The organism is Pseudomonas sp. GCEP-101, from assembly GCF_025133575.1.
Taxonomy (GTDB): domain Bacteria; phylum Pseudomonadota; class Gammaproteobacteria; order Pseudomonadales; family Pseudomonadaceae; genus Pseudomonas; species Pseudomonas nitroreducens_B.
This window is the reverse complement of record NZ_CP104011.1, coordinates 3,544,427-3,564,903: the sequence shown is the minus strand read 5'-3', so window position 1 is coordinate 3,564,903 and position 20,477 is coordinate 3,544,427. Positions and strand designations below refer to the sequence as shown.

Annotated in this window: 14 protein-coding genes and 1 pseudogene; 7 read left to right on the top strand and 8 right to left on the bottom strand. The window is 66.5% G+C overall.

Going from position 1 to position 20,477, the window contains the following annotated elements; translation table 11 throughout:
- Positions 1–377 precede the first annotated feature (377 nt).
- The 6 genes and pseudogenes from N0B71_RS16425 to recQ form a co-directional block, all read right to left on the bottom strand.
- Positions 378–542, bottom strand: a pseudogene (locus N0B71_RS16425) (IS5/IS1182 family transposase); the annotation flags it as partial.
- Between the two features lie 366 nt (positions 543–908).
- Positions 909–3,074 carry a FimV/HubP family polar landmark protein gene (locus N0B71_RS16420; RefSeq protein WP_442964615.1) on the bottom strand — a complete coding sequence of 722 codons (2,166 nt, stop codon included), beginning with the start codon at positions 3,072–3,074 and terminating at the stop codon, positions 909–911.
- 384 nt (positions 3,075–3,458) lie between these two features.
- A complete protein-coding gene (slyA, locus tag N0B71_RS16415; protein WP_259753658.1) occupies positions 3,459–3,893 on the bottom strand; it encodes a transcriptional regulator SlyA in 435 nt (144 codons plus the stop codon).
- Between the two features lie 107 nt (positions 3,894–4,000).
- Complete coding sequence (locus N0B71_RS16410) at positions 4,001–5,017, bottom strand: DUF2804 domain-containing protein (protein WP_259753657.1); 1,017 nt, start codon at positions 5,015–5,017, stop codon at positions 4,001–4,003.
- A gap of 486 nt (positions 5,018–5,503) precedes the next feature.
- A complete protein-coding gene (locus tag N0B71_RS16405; protein WP_259753656.1) occupies positions 5,504–6,700 on the bottom strand; it encodes a GGDEF domain-containing protein in 1,197 nt (398 codons plus the stop codon).
- A gap of 104 nt (positions 6,701–6,804) precedes the next feature.
- Positions 6,805–8,949: a DNA helicase RecQ gene (gene recQ / locus N0B71_RS16400; RefSeq protein ID WP_259753655.1), complete on the bottom strand. Its 2,145-nt coding sequence runs from the start codon at positions 8,947–8,949 to the stop codon at positions 6,805–6,807.
- 209 nt (positions 8,950–9,158) lie between these two features.
- Between recQ and N0B71_RS16395 the strand changes: the two genes are divergently transcribed.
- From N0B71_RS16395 to lapD, 4 genes are all read left to right on the top strand, one after another.
- Entirely contained in the window at positions 9,159–9,746 is a 588-nt protein-coding gene (locus tag N0B71_RS16395) for a YecA family protein (RefSeq protein WP_259753654.1), read from the top strand.
- Positions 9,747–9,797: 51 nt separating this feature from the next.
- Positions 9,798–10,196 carry a YbaN family protein gene (locus tag N0B71_RS16390; protein ID WP_259753653.1) on the top strand — a complete coding sequence of 133 codons (399 nt, stop codon included), beginning with the start codon at positions 9,798–9,800 and terminating at the stop codon, positions 10,194–10,196.
- Positions 10,197–10,374: 178 nt separating this feature from the next.
- A complete protein-coding gene (lapG, locus tag N0B71_RS16385) occupies positions 10,375–11,076 on the top strand; it encodes a cysteine protease LapG (RefSeq protein ID WP_259753652.1) in 702 nt (233 codons plus the stop codon).
- Between the two features lie 12 nt (positions 11,077–11,088).
- Positions 11,089–13,044, top strand: a complete 1,956-nt coding sequence (gene lapD, locus N0B71_RS16380) for a cyclic di-GMP receptor LapD (RefSeq protein WP_259753650.1) — start codon at positions 11,089–11,091, stop codon at positions 13,042–13,044.
- Positions 13,045–13,547: 503 nt separating this feature from the next.
- Here the strand turns inward: lapD and pap are convergent.
- A complete protein-coding gene (gene pap / locus N0B71_RS16375) occupies positions 13,548–15,053 on the bottom strand; it encodes a polyphosphate:AMP phosphotransferase (RefSeq protein WP_259753649.1) in 1,506 nt (501 codons plus the stop codon).
- Positions 15,054–15,299: 246 nt separating this feature from the next.
- Between pap and mnmC the strand changes: the two genes are divergently transcribed.
- Positions 15,300–17,267 carry a bifunctional tRNA (5-methylaminomethyl-2-thiouridine)(34)-methyltransferase MnmD/FAD-dependent 5-carboxymethylaminomethyl-2-thiouridine(34) oxidoreductase MnmC gene (gene mnmC / locus N0B71_RS16370; protein WP_259753647.1) on the top strand — a complete coding sequence of 656 codons (1,968 nt, stop codon included), beginning with the start codon at positions 15,300–15,302 and terminating at the stop codon, positions 17,265–17,267.
- A 53-nt stretch (positions 17,268–17,320) separates the two neighbouring features.
- Entirely contained in the window at positions 17,321–18,073 is a 753-nt protein-coding gene (locus N0B71_RS16365) for a sulfite exporter TauE/SafE family protein (RefSeq protein WP_259753645.1), read from the top strand.
- A 4-nt stretch (positions 18,074–18,077) separates the two neighbouring features.
- Here the strand turns inward: N0B71_RS16365 and N0B71_RS16360 are convergent, their stop codons facing one another.
- Positions 18,078–18,557 carry a MarR family winged helix-turn-helix transcriptional regulator gene (locus tag N0B71_RS16360; protein ID WP_259753644.1) on the bottom strand — a complete coding sequence of 160 codons (480 nt, stop codon included), beginning with the start codon at positions 18,555–18,557 and terminating at the stop codon, positions 18,078–18,080.
- 132 nt (positions 18,558–18,689) lie between these two features.
- Between N0B71_RS16360 and N0B71_RS16355 the strand changes: the two genes are divergently transcribed.
- Positions 18,690–20,459, top strand: coding sequence for an N-acetylglutaminylglutamine amidotransferase (locus N0B71_RS16355; protein WP_259753642.1), 1,770 nt, complete (start codon positions 18,690–18,692; stop codon positions 20,457–20,459).
- Positions 20,460–20,477 lie beyond the last annotated feature (18 nt).

The window sequence follows — 20,477 nt, the reverse complement described above, 5'->3', positions numbered from 1 at the left end:
GCGCCAATCAGGCCTACCCGCCTTGATTTGGATCAATGTATTTTGGCAAGCCCTAGACAATCGCAGACTTGAGAACCACACAAGACAAACCACAACTTTAAATATGAGAAGATTCCCCTGCGCGACCAAGTAAATTTGATTGCGGAAACTTGACCAAGACATCGTAAGACATATCTTTTTTCATTAAGGAAATTATTTCATCGCAGCGGACAGAAACCGAATTATTTTATGACTTCAGAAAGTCTCTACTAATCAATAGTAAAATTAATCAGGTGTGAGCACCGCACACAGGCGGAGTGACAGCAAGCCAATAATGGCGTCCTCCTGAAACCTTGCCTTGCGACAGAATATCTGCGACCACAAGGGAGGGCCGCTAACTGGAAGTGCACCTTCACGTAGCCGAATGGCCGCTTGATCATCCGGAATGGATGTTCACCCCTGGCACGGATCTGAGCTGTGGCCTTCTCGATCCTGCGCTTGGCTTCATAAAGCACGCTGTGCTTGCCGTATTTCGTATAGGTGCTGCGGCAAGCCGCGATCTGCCTGACTCCCGGTTTCAGGTCGAACTTGCCACACGAATGATGGTGGCATCGACATGGTGCCCTGGCGCAGCGGCAGGACTCAGCGTCAGCGGGAGCTCCATATCAGGACTTTTCTTCAGGTAGAGGGGCTAACCTGGCACACTGACGCCACTGAGCGAGCCTGCGCCATTTCCGCTCCATCTCCCTTCGGAGCGAGGTGCGCAGCCAGGCTTAGGGAGGAGAAATCCCAGGCAGGGACGTTCGCAAAAAGGCAGGCGCCCCTCTAGGTTGCGCCCATTGGCGAACGAGGTGTTCCCGCGATTGAAAAGTCAGCGCTTGAATGAAAAAAGCCCGGCAGACGCCGGGCTTTTTCATTCAAGCGCGGGATCAGGCGATCAGCGCCAGCAGCTCGCGCGCTTCGGCCTTGGCCTTGGAGTCGCCGCTGGCAATCACTTGCTTGAGGATGCCGTAGGCTTCTTCCAGGTTGCCCTGGTCGATGCAGGTGCGGGCGCGGTCGAGGCTGGCCAGCAACTCGTCGTGCTCATGGCTGACATCGTCCGGCAGGTCGAAGATCAGGTCGTCTTCCACGCCCTTGGCCTTGCTGCCATGGCCGAACATCTCGCCATGTTCGCCCAGATCCAGCTCGGTGATTTCCGGCAGTTCGTGGAGGTTGCTGCGGAAGTCCGACGGAACGTCCTGGCTGACCTTGGCGGCCGGCTTGCCTGGCTTGGGCGAGTCGAAGGGGTTGTCGAGCTTGTCCCAGTCCAGGTCCAGCGACAGGTCGCTGAGGTTCATGGCGAAGTCCGGCTGGTCGTGCTCGGCCTTGGGCTGCTCCACCGGGCTCTCCGTCGACTCGCCCAACTCCAGATCGTCCCAGTCGGTCAGCGTCTCGCCAGTGGGCGGCTGCAGGGTGTCTTCGGGGCGGATCAGCATCGCCGGATAGCGCGATTTGAGCTGGTCGATCTGCTTCTGGTCGCCACCCACGGCCACCAGGGCATGCTCCTCCTCATGGAAGCCAGCCACATCGCCCAGCTCAGCCAGTACCAGCAGCAGCTTCATGCGCAGCTCGCGGCGGTTCGGCTCGGCGTTGACGGCCTTGCGCAGCATGTCGCGGGCCTGGGTGAAGCGGCCGTAGGCGATGTAGATGTCCGCGCCTTCCAGGCTGTCCGCGCTGGCGGCCGGCAGACGAACCACGCCGGCCTCCGGCGTGGCGATGACCACCGGGTGCGGCACCGGAACCGGCGCCACCACCGCGGCAGCCAGCGGAGTGGCGGCCGGAAGCGGTTTGATCGGTTCGGCGGCGGCCGCGCGCACGGGTGGCATTTCGACCGGCTTGTCCTCGCGCTTGCGGCGGGCGAACAACAGGCCGACCAGCAGCGCACCCAGGGCGCCTGCGCCCAGCCACGGCCAGAAATTGAAGCCGGAGCCCTGCGCGTCCTGCGCCGGAGTTGCCGGCTGGGCGACGCTTGGCGCGGGAGCGCTCTGGGGCGCCGGCGCCACCGCATCGGGCGCAGCGGCCACGGCATTGGTCGGGGTGTTGGCCGTCGGAGCGCTGGCTGCCGCGGCGTTGCCGGAGGCGTTCGTGCCCTGCCGGCGATCCAGCTCGGCCTGCAGCGCCTGCACCTGCTGGTCGCGGCTCTGCAGCGCCTGCTGGAGGGCCTGCAGCTGCTTCTGCAGGTCGTCCATGCGCTGGTTCATCTGGTCACGCTGGGCGTTGGCCAACAACAGGTCGGCTTCGGCCTTGGCCACGTTGGCGTCCGCGGCCGTAGCCGGCGAAGCGGCAGCCGCGCCCTGCGTGGACGTCCCGGCGCTGGCCGCCGTCGCGGGCGGTGTCTGCATCGCCCCGGCGGGTAGTTCAGCGCTGGGCGAGGACGGAGCCGCTGCCGGTTGCGTCGCCACCGCCACGTTGGCGGCGCCTGCATGCTGCTGCCCCTGCGGCAGGATCAGCGTCTGGCCGACCTTCAGCCGATGCGGATCACCGTTGACGAAAGCCTGCGGGTTCAGCGCGACGATGCTGTCCATCAGCTGCGCGCGCGAAGCGCCAGTACCGCTGAGTTGCGAGGTGATTTTCCACAGGGTGTCGTTGCGCACCGTGGTGTAGCGCCCCTCACCCGCCGGCAGCGGCGGCTGCGCCGGCGCGTGGCGCACGAGCTCCGGGCGGTAGCCGTTGGCGCGATACTCGGACGAGCGCGTAGGCGCCGCTGTGCGGGTGCCCAGATTGGCGGCGACGCTGCGATTGGCGCTGTTGTAGTCCGGCGGATCGATCAGCAGCGTGTACTCGCGCAGCATGCGGCCGTTGGGTCGCTCCACGGCGATGAGGAAATTCAGGTAGGGCTCGTGCACCGGCTGCGTGGACACCACCTTGATGTAGCCACGCCCGTTGCGGATCACCGGGGTGAACCGCAGGTTCTGCAGGAACACGAAACGGTCGACGCCGGCGTTCTCGTAGTCCGCAGGACTGGCGAGCTTGGCGATCAGTTCGTCGGAGGTCATGTCGCCGGTTTCGAGCAGGGCGATCTCGGCATCCAGCGGCTGGTTCAGCGCCGAGTGCAACGTGATATCCCCAAGACCGAGGGCGTTCGCGTGAGCGGAGACAAAAACCGAAAGTGCGGCCAGCGTCAGCGGAATTCTATTTATTCGAGCCATAACCCCATCCCATTGTCCGGGTCTGCACGCCATCCCCTGACCACTCGAAAGCGGCAGGCTGAACCTGTCCACACGTGAACCACGCCGGCTACAGACCGTCTCGCACCACTCCTCTGTACCTTGCAGGGTACAGGCCGTCTGATATCACGGATTAGGTGGTGCGCAGGGTTTGGTCAAGGAGAATCGTCGAAAAACCGGCGAATGGTTCAGGGGTGGATAGCGAATGGCCAGCGATCCCGCGAGGAACCGCCAGAAAAATGGCTACTTTAACCGAATAACGTGATGAATTGCTCAGTTTCGCTCAAGGTTGCCGAGAATCCGGCTAAGCGTTTTCTGACACAGAGCGATTTCCTCTTCGGAAATACCCGTCAACACTTCGTTGCGCACGGCGGCGGCGATGTTCTCGATGTCGGCAATCAGGACGTCTGCCTTGGGCGTCAGGGCAATGCGCTTGGCGCGACGATCCTCGGCAACCGCCTGGCGGCGGACCAAGCCCTGGGCTTCGAGGCCGTCGAGTAGACGGGCCAGCGTCGGGCCCTCGACGCCCACCGACTGCGCCAGCTCGCGCTGGGTAGGGGTGGCAGCGTGACGCGCCAGATGCAGCAGTACCAGCCAGCGTGCCTGGGACAGGCCGAGATGGCTGAGACGGCGGTCGAGTTCGGCACGCCATGCACGCGACGCCTGGGCCAGTTGGGTACCGAAATAGTGCTTATCGTTGTCTGACATTCTGCTGCGTACGGTAGGAAATGGGACGGCTAATTGATTTGACTAATTATTAGCCAGCTAATCAAGCCCGTACAATGACAGATTGTCGCAGGGTGTAAATCCCGATCTCACCATTTCGCATACTGGTCTTCGACAAATCCCCACAGGTTCTCGATCCGCACCTCGGCCTGCCCTGCCGGCCGCAACACGCCGCTGAAGCGGCCGAAGATCTGCTTGAAGTTGCTCGCCAGCACGCCCAGGTTGAGGCGCTCCTGGTGCAGGCCGTGGGCCTCGAAGCGCAGGTCGACCTGGCCGTCGTAGGAGCGGATGGTCCAGGGCTTGAGCGGATGGTCGCGGTCGAACTCGAAACGCACGCTGTCCACCTTCACCAACTGACCATCGAGCCAGTAGCAGTTCTCGGTGAAGCTGGTCTCGTTGACCCCGCACGACAGGTTCAGCCCGACGCGCCGGCCCTGCGCCTCGCCGGACAGGCACGCCCAGTTCCAGAAGGTTTCGCGGCGCATGTAGCCGGCGGACCAGTCGTGGTGCGCGTAGGCATCCAGTTCGTGCAGGTCGTAGTGGCCCAGCGCACTGCGCACCTCGCCCTGGCAGTGCACGCCGGCCACCTTGCGCGCATAGACCCAGCCGTTCACTGCTGTCGGCGTGCACAGGCTCATGGGCTCGAAGGCTGGCTGCTGTTCACTGAAGCGCGCGTCGATGCGGGTGCCGTCGTCCAGTTCCACCAGCAGGCGTTTTTCCAGTGGCGTGGCGCTGTTCTCCAGGCGCAGCAGGTTGCGCCCCTGGCGTAGTTCGCAAACGCCGTCGTTGGGGTTCTGCGAGAAGTTCGCGCCCCTGCCCAGCGGGCACTTGAACTGGCGCTCGATCATCCGCCCGCTTTCGGGGTGGTAGAGGTAGACGAAGCCGACGGTGAGCAGGCTGACATCGGCCAGTGCGCAGCCGCCGATCAGGGTCGGGCTGATCAGGCCGAAATACTGGAACTGGTGGAAGCGGCGCCACTTGCTCAGTGTGCCGAGACGACGGCCCATGGGCGAGCGGAAGTCGAAGTCGCGGTAATTGATGGTCGCCGGGGTGCCGGGAAAGATGCCGTAGTGCGGTTGGCCGTTGGGCTGGATCAGCTGCTGCATGGGCGCGGGCTCGGTGGCAAGGTCCGGCGCATGCTAGCACCGGGCCTGCGCGCGCCGCAGTCACGCACGGCGCCAGCGTGGGGGACGGAATGGGCCATGTTGACTGATGCGGCTCCCGCTGTAGGAGCGCGCCCTGCATGCGATCGCGGGCATGGCCCCCTCCTACAGATCTACCCCGGCGCAACCAGCCTGCGTAGGAGCGAGCTCTGTCCGCGAACGATGTCCGGCTGATCAGGGCTGGCCGGTTGCACATCGCGGACGAAGTCCGCTCCTACGAGGTATATCAGCGCTCGGCTTGGCCCTCACCCTACCCCTCTCCCAGCGGGAGAGGGGACCGTTCGGTGCAGGATGAAACTACAGCGCCAGCCGGCACAATCTGCGCCCTCTCCCTCCGGAGCGGGGCGCGCAGCCAGGGCTGGGGTGAGGGGGAAACGTCGGCACAAACTTGCAGAAAGAAGACAGTTGCTCCCACAGGGGCAGCGCCACTCAGGCCACCACCTGGTTGCGCCCGAACGCCTTGGCCTCGTAGAGCGCGCGGTCGGCGTGTTCGTAGATGCTGCGCAGCGGGTGCCCGGTTTCCGGCCACAGACAGGAGACGCCAATGGACAGGGTCACTTCGTCCGCCGTCAGCGATCCCTCGTGGGCGATGCCCAAGGCCTGCACCGATTCGCGCAGCACTTCGGCGCGCTCCTTGGCCTCGCGTTCGCTGGCACCATAGAGCAACACGGCGAATTCCTCGCCGCCCAGGCGCACGGCCATGTCCAGCGGCCGCCGCGCGCTGGCCGCCAGGACCTCGCCGATGCGCTGCAGCACACCGTCGCCGGCCTGATGGCCGTAGCGGTCGTTGTAGGCCTTGAAGTGGTCGACGTCGCAGAGCAGCAACGCCAGGCCGACGCTCTCGCGCTGGGCCTGGCGCCACAGGCGCTCCAGCTGGCGATTGAAGCTGCGACGATTGTGCAGGCCGGTCAGCGCGTCGTGCTCGGCCATCACTTTCAGCAGTCGGCTGATCAGGAAGTGCTGGCGGGATTTGTAGTCCAGCAGGTAGCAGCCCACCGCGCCCACCAGGTTGCCGAAGAGGAGGAACACCACGTTGCTGACCAGCTTGGGCAGCGGCAACGCTGCGTAAAGTTCGAAGCCCACGTAGGCCAGCAGGATCACCAACGCGCTGCCCACTGCCTCGGCAAAGCGCAGGCCGATCAGGAAGTAGGCCGCCATGCTGACCAGCAACAGGCCCTCGTAGGGATAGCTCGGGTCGACGGTATGGGCGATGCCGGCCACCGCCGCCGCGCCAACGCCGACACTGAGGATGCAGGCCAGGCTCAGCGGCACCAGCAAGTGGATATGACGGCGCTGCAGGATCAGCCCGCCGCACACGGTGAGCAGCACCAGCACGCCAATGCGCACGGCGAGCATGTCCCAGTGTTCGGGGGTTCGGATCAGCAGGAAATCGATGGCTGCCAGCGCCAGCCAGATCAGCACGCCGATGGTCAGGGCGGTGCGCTTGAGATCGAAGCTGTCTTCGAGCAGGTACTGGCGATACTGGGTTTCGAGGTCGGGTTCGAAACGCAGGCGGCGAAAGCCCCGGGAGAGCTGTTCGGCATAGGCATTGGAACGGACGTCGTCCAGCCAGCTTTGTTGTTGTGGCACGCTCACCTCTTCTCGTGGAGGTCTAAGTGCCACCATAGCCGTTCGGGACGGGCGTCACAAGTTTGTCGTTTTGCCCCGTCACGAATATGACGGTGCAGCTGGGCGCGGGTCGCGCCTACGAGATCAAGAGCTTCTCGCTGTCAGACTTCCAGCTCGGCCTGCAGCGCGGCGCGCACGCAGTGCAGCACCCCCAGTGGCACGCGGCCTTCGAACAGCTCGGCGATGGCGCTCACCGGCGGGAGTTCGCCGTCTTCGTCGAGGAAGGCGTCCTGGACTTCGCCGAGCAGTTCCTCGGGCAGGTCCAGCGCCTGCTCCAGGGTCAGTTGCTGGCGGCCGATGGCCTCGGCCAGCAGGCTGTAGACGTTCTTCTCGCTGCAATCGAGCTGGCGGGCGATCTGTGCGGGGGTCATGCCGGCGCGGGCCAGGGTCACCAGCTCGTGGCGCAGGTCGGTGACCGGGGCCGGGGTGTCCGGCGCCTTGTCCGACTCGGTCAGCACATCGAGGAAGGCCTGGCCGTAGCGCTCCAGCTTGCGCGCGCCAACGCCGCTGACCTGGGCCATGGCGGACAGCGTGGTGGGCTGGCTGCGCAGCATTTCCAGCAGGGTGGCGTCAGGGAAGATGACGTAGGGCGGCACCGAGTGTTCTTCGGCCAGCTTGCGCCGCAGGGTGCGCAGGGCTTCCCACATCTCGCGCTCTTCCTGGCGCACCAGCTGGCTGGCCGGGCTGGCGCCGCCGGAGGACGACGACTTGCTGCGCTGCGGCTTGGGATCACGGCGCAGGGCCAGGGTCTCTTCGCCGCGCAGCAGCGGACGGCAGGCCTCGGTCAGGCGCAGGCCGTTGAAGCCGTCGACGTCCACATCGGCGAAGCCACGGGCAACCAGCTGGCGGAACAGCGTGCGCCATTCGTCCTCGCCCCGGGCCTTGCCGATGCCGAATACGGCCAGGTGCTGGTGGCCGACGCTGCGCACCTTTTCCGTGTCCTTGCCCAGCAGCACGTCCACCAGGTGGCCGACGCCATAGCGCTGGCCGCTGCGGTAGATGGCCGACAGCGCCTGGCGCGCGGGCTCGGTGGCATCCCAGGTTTCCACGCCGTCGACGCAGATGTCGCAGTGGCCGCAGGGGTTGGGCATCACTTCGTCGAAGTAGGCCAGCAGCGCCTGGCGGCGGCAGCGGGTCTCCTCGCACAGCGCCAGCATGGCTTCGAGCTTGTGCCGCTCGACGCGCTTGTGGCGTTCGTCGCCCTCGGAGTTCTGCATCATCTGCCGCAACAGCAGCACATCCTGCAGGCCATAGGCCATCCAGGCATCGGCGGGCAGGCCGTCACGGCCGGCGCGGCCGGTTTCCTGGTAGTACGCCTCCAGGCTCTTGGGCAGGTCCAGGTGGGCAACGAAGCGCACGTTGGGCTTGTCGATGCCCATGCCGAAGGCGATGGTGGCGACCATGATCAGCCCTTCCTCGTTGAGGAAGCGCTTCTGGTGGTAGGCGCGCAGGTCGTTGGACAGCCCGGCGTGGTACGGCAGCGCCGGGAAGCCCTGGGCGGAGAGGAACTCGGCGACCTCCTCGACCTTCTTGCGCGACATGCAGTAGACGATGCCGGCATCGCCGCGCCGCTCGGCGAGGAAGCCCAGCAGCTGCTTGCGCGGCTGCTCCTTGGGCACGATGCGGTAGAAGATGTTCGGGCGGTCAAAGCTGGAGAGGAACTGCTCGGCGTTCTGCAGGTGCAGGCGCTGGATCATCTCCTCGCGGGTGCGCATGTCCGCCGTGGCGGTCAGGGCGATGCGCGGCACGTCGGGGAACAACTCGGCGAGCTGGCCCAACTGCAGGTATTCGGGACGAAAATCATGGCCCCACTGCGACACGCAGTGCGCTTCGTCGATGGCGAACAGGCCGATCTGCAGGCGCTGCAGGAAGGCCAGCATGCGCGGCTGCACCAGGCGCTCCGGGGCAAGATAAAGCAGCTTGATCTCGCCGCGCTGCAGGCGGTCGGCGATCTCGCGCTGGGCCTCGGGGCTCAGCGAGGAGTTCAGCGCCGCCACCGGCACGCCCAGTTCGTCCAGCGTGGCGACCTGGTCTTCCATCAGCGCGATCAGCGGCGAGACCACCACCGTCAGGCCGTCGCGCAGCAGCGCCGGGACCTGGAAGCACAGCGACTTGCCGCCGCCGGTGGGCATCAGCACCAGCGCATCGCCGCCGCTGGCCACGCGCTCGATGATCCGCGCCTGATTGCCGCGGAAGGCGTCGTAACCGAAAACGTCTTTGAGAATGCGCAGGGCCTGATCGAGCATGGGGGACTCCGAATGAAGCCGCGCATTATACGCAAGCGATCCGCTCGCGGCCGGCACCTTGTCCGGGAAACTGCGGAAAAATCCGTCACATGCATCCGAGCTCTGCGTCGGAGCCCTGCGTCGGCGCGGGCTGCGCGGGCATTTGGCTTTTGCCGCGAGCCGGCGGAAAGACTACAATTCGGGACCGATCACCTCCGAGGTAGTACCCGATGTCCTTCGCCGACCAATTGTCCCGCCTGCAAGCCTTTCTCGATGCCGATGACCTGCACGAGGAAGCCTTGGATTACGTGGCGGCACACGGCTACCTGACCGCCCTGGCGATCTGCCCGGAGGAAGTGCCCGAGCGCGAGTGGATCGACGCCCTGTTCGCCGAGCCGCCGCACTACCGCAGCGAGGACGAGCGCACCCAGATCGAATCCACCCTGGTCCAGCTCAAGGCGCACATCACCCGCCAGATGGCCGGCGACGAGGAGCTGGAGCTGCCCTGCGAACCCTACCTGGGCGACGAGCCGGACGACTCCGATATCCGCGGCTGGTGCATCGGCTTCATGGAAGGCGTGTTCCTGCGAGAAGCGGTGTGGTTCGAGCAGGCCGAGGAAGAGGTCAGCGAGCTGCTGCTGCCGATCATGGTCGGTTCCGGCCTGTTCGACGAACAGCCCGAGTTCGACGAAATCGCCCGCGACCGCCAACTGGTGGACGACATGGTCGCGCAGATTCCCGAGCTGCTGACCAACCTGTTCCTGCTCTGCCAGGCGCCGGAAGAAAAGCCGGCCCTGCTCAAGCCCCGCAGCCATTGATCCGCCGCCGGAGCCGCGGCATGCGGCTCCGGCTTCGCTTCGCGCCCGTCGATGCCACCGGAAATCCGCCAAAGCCGTCACGCCTGGGTTCGCTACTGCCTGCTTGGCGTGGGCTGGCTCAGCGTGGCGCTGGGCGTGATCGGCATCTTCCTGCCGGTGCTGCCCACCACCCCGTTCCTCCTGCTGGCCGCCGCGTGTTTCATGCGCAGCTCCCGGCGTTTCTATGACTGGCTGGTGAACCACCCGAAACTCGGCCCGTGGATCCGCGACTACCTCGACGGCGAGGGCATCCCGCTCAAGGGCAAGGTCTACGCCATTGGCCTGATGTGGTGCAGCATCCTCCTCTCCGGCTTCCTGGTGCAGCGGCCCTGGGCCTGGGCGTTCATGCTGACGAGTGCGACGCTGGTGAGCCTCTATCTGATCCGGATGAAGACCCGGCGGTTGGATTGAATCCTCAGTGGGGAGAGGGAAAACCTCCAAACGCCGAAGCCCCCGACACCACCTCTTCCGTGCCTCACGCGCATTCCCCCCAGCCCCGTCCCCCGCTGCCTCGCGCCACGTGGCGATGCGCCAGCGCAAGTTTGCGAAGAGCGCCTAGACTCCACACATCCCACATGGAGCGCTGGCGATGCAGCCACCCCGAGGAGCCCTTAGGCTGTTCGCCAGCCCGCTGCGTCTGCGGGCCGGTGCGCTGCTGCTCGGGCTCCTTGCGCTGACGGCCGGCGCCGCGTGGAACTTCGACGCCATCCTGAAGAACGCCGAGCAGAAATACGGCAATCTCGGCACCGCCAAGAGCCGCATCGAATCCTGGGGCCGGCTGATCGACGACAGCGAAAACCTCGACGAAATGGCCAAGCTCAAGGCGGTCAACGCCTTCTTCAATGGCGCCCTGGTGTTCACCGACGACCGCACCGTGTGGCACCAGGAGGACTACTGGGCGACGCCGGTGGAGTCGCTCTACAAGGGCGCCGGCGACTGCGAGGACTACTCCATCGCCAAGTTCGTCACCCTGCGCCGCCTGGGCGTGGCCAGCGACAAGCTGCGCATCACCTACGTCAAGGCATTGCAGCAGAACCAGGCGCACATGGTGCTCACCTACTACGCCTCCCCCACTGCCGAGCCGCTGGTGCTGGACAACCTGATCCCGCAGATCAAGCCCGCCTCCCAGCGCAAGGACCTCCTGCCCGTCTACGCCTTCAATGCCGAGGGCCTGTGGCTGCCCGGCCCGGGCGGCGGCAAGCGCACCGGCGACAGCAAGAAACTGTCGCGCTGGCAGGACCTGTTGACCAAGATGCGCGCCGAGGGCCTGGACCTCGACGAGACGCGATAGGAGAAACCCGGCATGTCATTGCTCAAGCAACTGTTCCTGGCGATCTGCCTGTTCCTCGTGGTGGCCTTCGCCGGCAGCTTCGCCGCCAGCCTGGAAAGCTCCCGCGAGCAGATGATCAGCCAGTTGCGCTCCCACGCCCAGGACGCCGCGACCGCGCTGGGGCTGTCGCTCACTCCGCACGTGGACGACCCGGCGATGATCGAGCTGATGGTCAGCTCCATCTTCGACTCCGGCTACTTCGCCACCATCCGCGTGGTGAGCATTCCCGAGGGCAAGGTCATCGTCGAGCGGGAGAGCGACACGCAGAACCAGCAGGTGCCGGCCTGGTTCGCCAGGCTGGTCAACCTCAAGGCACAGGGCGGCGACGCATTGATCATGCGCGGCTGGGAGCAGGCCGCGCGGGTCGAGGTGGTCAGCCACCCGCAATTCGCCCTGGCCAAGCTGTGGGACGGCGCCCTGGGCAGCCTCGCCTGGCTGCTCGCCTGCGGCCTGGTCAGCGCCGTGCTCGGGGGCTGGCTGCTGCGCACCCAGCTCAAGCCGCTGGACCAGATGGTGCAACAGGCCCACGCCATCACCCGCCGCGAATTCCTCACCCTGCCCAAGGAGCCGCGCACCCCGGAGCTCAAGCGCGTGGTGCAGGCGATGAACCAGATGGTCGACAAGCTCAAGGCCCTGTTCGCCGAGGAAGCCACCCGCAGCGAGAAACTGCGCGAGGAGGCCTACCAGGACAGCCTCTCGGGCCTGGCCAACCGCCGCCTGTTCGACGCGCGGCTGGACGCGCAGCTCTCCCCCAGCGAACAGAATGCCGCCGGCTACCTGCTGCTGTTGCGCCTGAATGACCTGGCCGGTCTCAACCAGCGCCTGGGCGGCCAGCGCACCGACGCACTGATCCGCGACGTCGCCGAGCTGCTGGAGCGCGAACGCCAGCAGCACGGCACCCCCGACTGGCTGGCCGCGCGCAGCCGTGGTGGCGAGTTCACCCTGCTCGCGCCGGGCGTCGACAGTGCCAGCGCCGAACTGTTGGCCGACCAGCTCAGCGCCGCCCTGGAAAACCTGCGCAACACCGGCGCCAGCGACTGCACGCCGGTGGCGCACCTCGGCCTGGCGGCGTTCCGCCCCGGCGAGGCGGCGGCCAGCGTTCTGTCGCGTGCGGACCAGGCCCTGGCGCAGTCGCAATCCTCGCCGGATCGCCCCTGGCAGCGCCTGGACAGCTCCGGCAGCCAGCCCGTGCAGGACTCCCGCAGCTGGCGCGAGTGGCTCGACGACGCCCTGCACAAAGGCAAGCTGCAGCTATGGTTCCAGCCGGTGCGCGCCTGCGCCGAGAACGGTGAACTGCTGCACCAGAAGGTCCTCGCACGGCTGCTCGACCCCAAGGGCGAGGCCGTCGCCGCCGGGCAGTTCCTGCCGTGGATCGAGCGCTTCGGCTGGTCCGCGCGCTTCGACCTGGCGATGCTCGAACACGCCCTCGCCCACCTCGCCCAGCAACCGGGCCCGCTGGCCCTGTCGCTGTCAGCGGAGACCGTGCGCAGCGCCGAGCCCCTGCGCCAGCTGTTCGAGACCCTGCGCGCGCACCCGCAGGAAGCGCGACTGATGACCCTGGAAGTGGACGAACGCTACCTGCCGCCACCTGCCGAACTGGAGCGGCTCGCCCAGTCCGTGCAGGAAGTCGGCGCCAAGCTCGGCCTGCAGCACTTCGGCGGACGCTTCAGCCTGATCGGCAACCTGACCCGGCTTGGCCTTGCCTACCTGAAGATCGACGGCAGCTACATCCGCGCCATCGACCAGGACAACGACAAGCGCCTGTTCATCGAGGCCATGTACCGCGCGTCCAACAGCATCGACCTGCCGCTGATCGCGGAGATGGTCGAGACCGAGGGCGAGTTGCAGGTGCTGCGGGAGATGGGTATCGCCGGCGCGATGGGACGGCTGGTCGGGGCGCCGAAGCCTTCGCAGAGGAATGGCGGGTAGACCGTCGGCCCTGCCGGCGGATCGCGGGCGTGGCCCGCTCCTACAAAGGGCGGCCGCTCACTCTTGCAGGCTTCCAGAGAAACAACCGCGCACTCCGAATGCCCCGTTCAGGAGGCCTCGTTGAAGCGGAGTTTCAGGGGTTGAGCGACATGGATGTCGCGAGAGCTGCGATGGGCCAGGGATGGCCCTTCGCAGCGTGCCCCTGAAACTTCGCTTCAACGAGGGAATTTTTCGCCTAAGCGAAAAACCGAATGTCCGGGGCAAGACTTTTTGGTTCCTTTTGTGGCGTTTGACAAAAGGAACTCGCCGAGAGGCGAAACCAAATGTCCAGCGTACACCGAAGCGGCGCTGGAACACCCTGGTCAACGCAGCAAGCCGGCGAAACCGGAGCGAAGGCCAACGTCGGCCCTGCCGACGGATCGCGGGCATGGCCCGCTCCTACAGGGAAGCGCCGAGCGGGCCTAGTTCGCGAGCAAGCTCGCTCCTGCGAAAAACCGAACGTCTCAGTCCTTCTTGCCCTTCTTCGCACTGGCATACGCCGCCTCCAGCGCGTCGTTGATGGTCCTGAGCACCTTCACCCGCGCATAGCGCTTGTCGTTGGCCTCCACCAGCGTCCAGGGGGCGATCTCGGTGCTGGTGCGGTCGACCATGTCGCCCACCGCGTCCACGTACTGGTCCCACTTGTCGCGGTTGCGCCAGTCTTCCTCGGTGATCTTGTAGCGCTTGAAGGCAATCGACTCGCGCTCCTTGAAGCGCTCCAACTGGGTTTCCTGGTCGATGGACAACCAGAACTTCACCAGCACGATGCCGTAATCCGACAACTGCTCCTCGAAGTCGTTGATCTCCGCGTAGGCGCGCAGCCAGTCGGCGTCGCTGGCAAAGCCCTCGACCCGCTCCACCAGCACCCGGCCATACCAGGAGCGGTCGAAGATGGTGAACTGCCGGCGCGCCGGAATGTGCCGCCAGAAGCGCCACAGGTAAGGCTGCGCACGCTCCTCCTCGGTGGGCGCGGCGATCGGTACGATGCGGTACTGCCGCGGGTCCAGCGCGTCGGTGACACGGCGGATGGCGCCGCCCTTGCCGGCGGCGTCGTTGCCTTCGAACACGGCGATCAGCGAGTGGCTGCGGAAACGCTTGTCGCGCATCAGCGTCGCCAGGCGCGCCTGTTCCTTGGCCAGCTGCTCCTTGTACTGGTCCTTGTCCAGCTTCAGGCTCAGGTCCAGGGCGTCCAGCAGCCCTTTGTTGTCCAGGCTGGACACCAGCGGCGCCGCATGGGGTTGCGGGGTCGGGCGGTCGGTGCGCTTGAGCGCGGCCTGGAGGCTTTCGAGAATCGTGCGGCCGACCGTCAGGCTGCGGTAGCGCTCGTCGGAACCCTCCACCACGTACCAGGGCGCGTAGTCGCGGCTGGTGCGGCGCAATACGCGCTCGCCGTAGCGCACGAACTTGTCGTAGACCTCGTTCTGCTTCCAGTCGATCTCGCTCAGTTGCCAACTGCGGGTCGGGTCGTTCTCCAGCGCCTTGAGGCGTTCCTTGAGCTGCTTCTTGGAGAGATGGAACCAGAACTTGAAGATCAGCGCGCCTTCGTCGGAATACATGCGCTCGAAGCGCTCGGCGTCACCGATCAGGCCATCGAGCTGGCTGTCCTTGATCTCCCCGGTGACCCGCGCGTAGAGCATCTGGCTGTACCAGTTGCCGAAGAAGATGCCGGTGGTGCCCTTGGGCGGCAGGCGGCGCCAGAAGCGCCACTGCGGCGGCCGCGAAAGTTCCTCGTCGGTGGGCAGCATGAAGCTCTCGACGCGGATCAGGCGCGGGTCCATCCACTCGTTGAGCAGCTTCACCGTCTCGCCCTTGCCGGCGCCCTCGATGCCGTTGATCAGGATGATCACCGGGAAGCGCGCCTGCTGCTTGAGCTCGTACTGCGCCTCGAGCAGGGCCTCGCGCAGTACCGCGACTTCCTTCTCGTAGGTTTCCTTGTCGATGGAATGGCCGATCTCGGCGGACTCGAACATGCACCTCTCCTTGTTTCGAAGTGTCTAAAAGGTAGCGGATGTCGGTCGGGGTCTGCTGAGATTTTCCATTGCGCGTCCTACGCCACTTTCCTCGTGCGGCGTTCGGCAGAAAAACGCAACGTATCCCGCCGATGACCGCCCTGCCGCTTGATCTGGCGCGGCAACCGGGCGCATGCCGCAGGCGCTGAGATGGGGCCCGGGAATCGGCTAAACTGCCGCCTTCGTTTACCTGCCCTGCCCTTTTCCATGCCAGACATCAGCAGCGCCCAGATCGACTGGGACGAGAACGGCCAGCCAACCTCCCGCGTCTATGGCGACGTGTACTTTTCCCGCGACTCGGGCATCGCCGAGACGCACCACGTGTTCATCGACGGCAACCGCCTGCCGGAGCGCTTTGCCGCGCTGCCTGCCGGCGGGCGCCTGTGCATCGGCGAAACGGGCTTCGGCACCGGGCTGAACTTCCTCTGCGCCTGGAAGCTGTTCGAGGAACGCGCACCGCGCGATGCGCGACTGCACTTCGTCACCACCGAGAAGTACCCGGTGGCGCCGGACGACCTGCGCCGCGCATTCGCCCTCTGGCCGGAGCTGGCGCCGCTGTCCGCGCAGTTGCTGGAGCAGTATGTGGCGATCAACCCCGGCTTCCAGCGCCTGGTCTTCGCCGGCGGCCGCGTGGTGCTGACCCTGCTGGTGGGCGACGTGCTCCAGACCCTGCCGGAGCTGGACGCACGTATCGACGCCTGGTTCCTCGACGGCTTCTCCCCGGCGAAGAATCCGGAGATGTGGAACGATGCGCTCTATGCCCAGCTCGCCCGCCTGTCCGGGCCGGGCACGACCCTGGCCACCTTCACCAGCGCCGGCTTCGTGCGCCGCGGGCTCGGCGCTGCCGGCTTCAAGATCCGCCGTACACTGGGCTTCGGCAAGAAATGGGAGATGTCCCAGGGCGACTTCATCGGTGAGATGGCAACGGCCGGCAAACCCTGGTACGCCAGACCGTCCGGGGCAAAGTCGGTGCGCGAAGCGCTGGTGATCGGCGGCGGCATGGCCGGTTGCGCCAGCGCCGCCAGCCTCGCCGCGCGGGGTTGGCAGGTGACGCTGATCGAACGCCACGCGGGCCTTGCCGAAGAGGCCTCGGGCAACCCGCAGGGCGTGCTGTACCTCAAGCTGTCCGCCCACCACACGGCGCTCTCGCGGCTGATCGTCAGCGGCTTCGGCCACACGCGGCGGCTGATCCAGCGGCTGCGCCAGGGCGAGGAATGGTCCGATTGCGGCGTGCTGCAACTGGGCTTCGATGACGCCGAAACCCAGCGCCAGGGAAAACTGGCCGACGCCTTCCCGCCCACGCTGCTGCGCCAGTTGGACAAGGTCGAGGCGGAAAGTATCGCCGGCATCGGCCTGCCCGCCGGCGGGCTGTTCTACCCCGAAGGCGGCTGGGTGCATCCGCCCGCGTTGTGCCGGCACCTGGCGCACCATCCGAACATTCGCGTGCTGACCGGCGAGGAAGTCCGCCTGGAACGCGACGCCGATGGCTGGAGCGCCTGGAATGGCGAGCAGAAGCTTGCCAGCGCGCCGATCGCCATCCTCGCCACCGCCGCCGAGGTGCGCCGCTTCGCCAGTGCCCAAGGCCTGCCGATGAAGCGTATCCGTGGGCAGATCACCCGCCTGCCCGCCACCGCCGAGAGCGCCGCGCTGAGCACCGTGGTCTGCGCCGAGGGCTACGTCGCCCCGCCGCGCCTGGGCGAGCACACCCTGGGGGCCAGTTTCGAATTCAAACGAGACGACACTGAGCCATCATTGGAAGAGCACCTGGGCAACCTCGACCTGCTGGCGGAGATATCCATGGACCTGCGCGAACGCCTGCACGTCGCCCAGCTCGACCCGGCCACGCTGCAAGGCCGCGCCGCCTTCCGCTGCACCACGCCGGACTACCTGCCGCTGGTGGGCCCGCTGGCGGACCGCGAGGCCTTCACCCAGACCTACGCGGTGCTCGGCAAGGACGCGCGCCAGGTGCCGGAGACGCCCTGCCCCTGGCTCGACGGGCTGTACCTGAACAGCGCCCATGGCTCGCGCGGGCTGGTCACCGCGCCGCTGGCCGGCGAACTGCTGGCGGCCTGGATCGACGACGAGCCGCTGCCCGTGCCGCGCGCCGTGGCGGAGGCCTGCCACCCGAACCGTTTCTTCCTGCGCGACGTCGTGCGCGGCCAGAAGAATTCCTGATCACCGCACGGCCCGCCAGCGGGCCGTGCCAGCTTCCAGAGCGGACCACCGACATGGATGCACTGCTGTTCGAATCCTCCGCCATCGGCCTGATCCTCGGGCTGCTGCTGGGGCTTACCGGCGCCGGCGGCTCGCTGGTGGCCCTGCCCCTGCTGCTCAGCCTGCACCTGCCGCTGCACGACGCTATCGGCGTCAGCCTCGGTGCCGTGGCGCTGTCGGCAGCCATCGGCGCCGTGCCGCGTGCACGCCAGAGGCAGGTGGCGTGGAAGCCGCTGTTCTGGCTGGTGATCACCGGCTGGCCGGGCAACGCCGTGGGTCAGTGGCTGGGCAAGTTCGTGCCGGACGCCTGGCTGATCGTCGGCTTCTGCCTGCTGGTGCTGTGGTCGGCCTGGCGCATGTGGCAGGGCTCGGGCCAGCCACGCACGGGCGACAAGCCGATGCGCAACGCGCCGCTGCTGGGGGTGGGGTTGGCGGTGGGGTTGCTGTCCGGCCTGATGGGCGTAGGCGGCGGCTTCCTCATCGTGCCGGGGCTGCTGTGGTTCACGCCGCTGTCGATGCTGGCGGCAACGGCGACGTCCATGGCGGTCATCGCGCTGGTATCCGGGGGCGGCTTCCTGCTGTACCTCACCCATGCGCAGCCGCCGCTGCCCTTGCTGGCGTGCCTGGCGGCCGGCGGCGCCCTCGGCGTGCTGTTCGGCAATCGCCTGGCGGTACGCCTGGGCGGGGCAACGCTGCAGCGCCTGTTCGCCCTGATGCTGGTGGCGGTGAGCCTGTCGCTGGCCGCGCAGAAACTGGTAAGCGCCTAGCGCCCTAGCACTCTTCCTCCTCGGCGCCGGCGCCGGGGGTTTCGAACAGCTCGGCCGCGCGCAGCAGGCCGGCGAGAATGGCGTGCTGCTCCCACTCCGGCAGCCCGGCGAAACGCTCCAGCGCATGCTCGGGCAGTAACGCCGGACCGTACTTGAGCGCCCGTTGGCCGGCGGCGGCCAGGCTCAGCCATTGCTTGCGGCGGTCGTCCTCGTCGCGCCGCCGACTGAGCAGGCCCTTGCTTTCCAGGCGGGTCAGCGCGCTGGAAATCGAGGATTGCGACAGCGCCACCTGCCGCGCCAACTGACCAGCGGTAATTTCCCCCTCCAGGTCGACCACCTGCAGGATCAGCAGCTGCAGCGGCGTCAGTTCGCCGTCACGGCCCAGGCTCTTGGAGTGCACTTCCGCCGCCTGCTGCAGCCGTCTCAAGGCCTGCAACATCGCGAGTGCATGGGCGTTGCGCGTCGAAGTCTTGCTCTCGGCCATCTCAGTCCACCTGCTGCTTCGTCACTTTTCCTCAATGAAATCAAATAGAACTCTCGCCAGATCGCCGGGTCATCCCCTAAGGCGCCCATGAGACGCCACCCACTTCATCCCCAACGGAGATCCGGTAAGGACATGTGCGGAATAGCAGGAGAACTACGTTTCGATAACCAGGCTGCGGACCTCGCCGCAGTCGAACGCATCACCCATCACCTCGCCCCCCGGGGCCCCGATGCCTGGGGCTTCCACAGCGAAGGGCCGGTGGCCCTGGGGCACCGGCGGCTGAAGATCATGGACCTGGCCGAAGCCTCGGGTCAGCCGATGATCGATACCGCGCTGGGCCTGTCGCTGGTGTTCAATGGGGCAATCTACAACTACCCCGAGCTGCGCAGCGAGCTGGAAGCCCTGGGCTACCGCTTCTTTTCCGGAGGCGATACCGAAGTCCTGCTCAAGGGATACCACGCCTGGGGCGAACAACTATTGCCACGCCTCAATGGCATGTTCGCCTTTGCCATCTGGGAACGCGACAAACGGCGCCTGTTCATCGCCCGCGACCGTCTCGGCATCAAGCCGCTGTACCTGTCGCAGACCGGCAAGCGCCTGCGCTTCGCCTCCAGCCTGCCGGCGCTGCTCAAGGGCGGTGACATCGACCCGACCCTGGACCCGGTGGCGCTCAACCACTACCTCAACTTCCACGCCGTGGTCCCCGCGCCGCGCACCCTGCTGGCCGGCGTGCAGAAACTGCCGCCGGCCACCTGGATGAGCATCGACGCCAACGGTCACACCGAGCGCCAGCGCTGGTGGAACCTGGACTACGGCCCGCTGCCCGATGAGCGCGAGCTGACCCTGGATGACTGGGAAGACCGCCTGCTCGCCAGCCTGCGCGACGCCGTGAGCGTGCGCCAGCGCGCCGCCCGCGAAGTCGGCGTGCTGCTCTCCGGCGGGGTGGACTCCAGCCTGCTGGTGGGCCTGCTGCACGAGGCCGGCGTCGAGGACCTGCTGACCTTCTCCATCGGCTTCGAGGATGCCGGCGGCGAGCGCGGCGACGAATTCCAGTACTCGGACCTGATCGCCCGGCGCTATGGCACCCGCCATCACCAGCTGCGCATCGACGAAAACGAAGTGATCGCGCAGTTGCCCGCGGCCTTCCGCGCCATGAGCGAGCCGATGGTCAGCCACGACTGCATCGCTTTCTACCTGCTCTCGCGGGAAGTCTCCAAACACTGCAAGGTGGTGCAGAGCGGCCAGGGCGCCGACGAGCTGTTCGCCGGCTACCACTGGTACCCGAAAGTCGCCGGTGCCAAGGACCCGCTGCAGGCCTACCGCGCGGCCTTCTTCGACCGCAGCCACGGCGAATACCTCGCCACCGTGCGCGAAGCGATGCGGGTGGAGGACGTGGCCAGCGAGTTCGTCCGCGAGCACTTCGCCCAGCCCGGCGCGCAGGACCCGGTGGACAAGGCGCTGCGCCTGGACAGCACCATCATGCTGGTGGACGACCCGGTCAAGCGCGTGGACAACATGACCATGGCCTGGGGCCTGGAGGCCCGCGTGCCGTTCCTGGACTACCGCGTGGCCGAGCTGTCGGCGCGCATTCCGTCGCGCTTCAAGCTCGGCGATGGCGGCAAGCAGGTGCTCAAGGCCGCCGCACGCAAGGTCATCCCCAGCGAAGTGATCGACCGGCCCAAGGGCTACTTCCCGGTGCCCGGCCTCAAGCACCTGCAAGGCAATACCCGCGCCTGGGTCAGCGAGCTGTTGCTGGACCCGAGCCAGGACCGTGGACTGTTCGAGACGGCGATGTTCGACCGTCTGCTCAGCGACCCGGCAAGCGACCTCACCCCGCTGCGTGGCTCCAAGTTGTGGCAGTTGGCGGCCCTCAACCTCTGGCTGACGGAACAAGGCCTCTAGAGCCCGGCGGCGTCGGGT

Bases quoted from the DNA above. Each gene is read 5' to 3' on its own strand.
- slyA (WP_259753658.1), bottom strand. From the start codon at position 3,893: ATGTCAGACAACGATAAGCACTATTTCGGTACCCAACTGGCCCAGGCG.
- N0B71_RS16410 (WP_259753657.1), bottom strand. From the start codon at position 5,017: ATGCAGCAGCTGATCCAGCCCAACGGCCAACCGCACTACGGCATCTTT.
- N0B71_RS16405 (WP_259753656.1), bottom strand. From the start codon at position 6,700: ATGGTGGCACTTAGACCTCCACGAGAAGAGGTGAGCGTGCCACAACAA.
- recQ (WP_259753655.1), bottom strand. From the start codon at position 8,949: ATGCTCGATCAGGCCCTGCGCATTCTCAAAGACGTTTTCGGTTACGAC.
- N0B71_RS16395 (WP_259753654.1), top strand. From the start codon at position 9,159: ATGTCCTTCGCCGACCAATTGTCCCGCCTGCAAGCCTTTCTCGATGCC.
- N0B71_RS16390 (WP_259753653.1), top strand. From the start codon at position 9,798: ATGCCACCGGAAATCCGCCAAAGCCGTCACGCCTGGGTTCGCTACTGC.
- lapG (WP_259753652.1), top strand. From the start codon at position 10,375: ATGCAGCCACCCCGAGGAGCCCTTAGGCTGTTCGCCAGCCCGCTGCGT.
- lapD (WP_259753650.1), top strand. From the start codon at position 11,089: ATGTCATTGCTCAAGCAACTGTTCCTGGCGATCTGCCTGTTCCTCGTG.
- pap (WP_259753649.1), bottom strand. From the start codon at position 15,053: ATGTTCGAGTCCGCCGAGATCGGCCATTCCATCGACAAGGAAACCTAC.
- mnmC (WP_259753647.1), top strand. From the start codon at position 15,300: ATGCCAGACATCAGCAGCGCCCAGATCGACTGGGACGAGAACGGCCAG.
- N0B71_RS16365 (WP_259753645.1), top strand. From the start codon at position 17,321: ATGGATGCACTGCTGTTCGAATCCTCCGCCATCGGCCTGATCCTCGGG.
- N0B71_RS16360 (WP_259753644.1), bottom strand. From the start codon at position 18,557: ATGGCCGAGAGCAAGACTTCGACGCGCAACGCCCATGCACTCGCGATG.
- N0B71_RS16355 (WP_259753642.1), top strand. From the start codon at position 18,690: ATGTGCGGAATAGCAGGAGAACTACGTTTCGATAACCAGGCTGCGGAC.